Annotated in this window: 1 protein-coding gene; it reads right to left on the bottom strand. The window is 63.8% G+C overall.

Features of this window, described 5'->3' with window-relative positions; translation table 11 throughout:
* Positions 1-171: 171 nt before the first annotated feature.
* Positions 172-1611 (bottom strand): IS1380 family transposase, encoded by a 1440-nt coding sequence (locus ACZY0Y_RS19815; RefSeq protein WP_463959932.1) that lies wholly within the window; start codon positions 1609-1611, stop codon positions 172-174.
* Positions 1612-1734: the final 123 nt, after the last annotated feature.

The raw sequence follows: 1734 nt of genomic DNA, 5'->3' as shown, positions 1-1734 counted from the left end.
CCCGGATTTTTCATGATGGCCGGGTTGGGGGTCGGTCAGGGGCTAATTCCCGTTCCGGCTGATTTTGCTGGTTTTGGGCGTGCGGGCGGGGCCTGTTGTCGCTGGTTGGGCGTCGGGTTCCACGTCTCCGATGGGTGGTGCTGGTGGTTGCAGGGGCTGGCCGTCCGGTTTTCAGGCCAGGCGAGGGATTCGTTGTCGGAGGCTGTTTTTCAGGCCGGCAATGGCGGTCAGGAGGGTGGTGATCGTGCCGGTTTCCGGCGCTTTGTCGGGGATCAGCAGCTTGCTCTGCCGGGCCCGGGTGATGATTTTCCCGGCGGTGGCGAAGAGCCGGTACCGCCAGCGTTTGATGTCCCAGCCGCGGGCCTTGTGGCCGGTTGGCAGCGCGGTGAGTTGCAGCCAGGCGACCAGGTTCATGGCCAGGGCGGCGATGTTGGCCCAGGCCTGGTTGGCGGGGAAATCGAAGAATGGCAGCTTCCCGAGTCCGGTGTTCTTCAGGGTTTTGATTCGGTTCTCACACCGTCCCCGGGCCCGGTGCCGGGCATCAAGGGTGGGTCCGTGCCAGCGCGGTGAGTTCGTCAAGAAGGCGGTGATGCGGTGTCCGTCTGCATCCAGCAAGGTCGGCTGCGCCCCGGGGTGGAGGGGTTCGGCACGCAGGTACAGGTTTGTCCCTGCCGGGTAGTCGGTGAGCCCGAGGATCTCGGTGGCGTTGACGACCCATGCGTCGGCGCGTTCCTTGCCGTTCTGGTCCAGGGCGGGCTGCCAGTACTTTTTGTCGTTGATCCAGCCGACCATGTGGGCCTTGAGCACCGGTACCGGGTAGGACACCGTGAACTGCACGCCCAGCGATGCGAGGTGGTGCAGGAATTTCCGGGATGCCCCGGCGCTGTCGGTGCGCACCAGCACTTTCTCCCCGATGAGCTCGCCTTGTTCGTCGTAGAAGTCGTCGGGGAGCTGTTCGATGGCGTGGGTGAACACCTTGATGTGGTCCTCGGCGCTGTTGGCCCCGGCATTGCCCGGACGCATCACTGCGGCCAGGATTTCCCCGGTCCCGTTGCCCGCGCCGTAATCGACGCTGGCGATGAAAGGGGCGAAGCCATACCCGCCCTTGTAGGTGCCGTGAGCTTGGTCCTTGTCGCTGTGGGAGGTCACGAGGGTGGCGTCCAGGTCGACTATGAGCGGCTCCAGGGCGGTGGCCTTCAAGGCAGGGTTCCGGTCCCCGGCTGCTTCCCAGGCCCGGGAGCGCAACTCCCGCGTCAACGTGGCGAAACCGTAGGTGAAGACCTCCGGGTTGGTCACGGTCCGCTCAAAGAACCGCGAGATGGTCGCATTCGAGGCAATATTTCCGAAGACGCCGGCACCGGTCCGCAGGATGTCCAGATCGGAGACGTGTTCCCCGCCGCCGGCGAGCATGACCGCCAACGACCCCAGAATTGTGCCGGGCCGATGCCATGCACCGGAGGGGACGAACTGGCCCAATCGGTCCTCGCACAAGCCCCGGAACCCGAGCGCATCAACAAAGGAAGTCACCACATTCAGCCCGGCATGGGAGACCAGCGACTGCTCCGTCGTGGCGACAGGTAGGGACGGAAAAACTCCGGTAATCTTGGACATCAGAAAGGTGCTTCTTTCAGCCGGTAGAACAGTGCGTCAACAACACTATTTTCCCAGTTCAGAAGCACCTTTCGTCGCTTAAACACACCCTGCGGGCCCCACCCTCATGAAAACCTCGGGCTA

It is taken from the genome of Pseudarthrobacter kochi (genome assembly GCF_055412805.1).
This window is presented reverse-complemented; position numbering and strand designations above follow the sequence as displayed.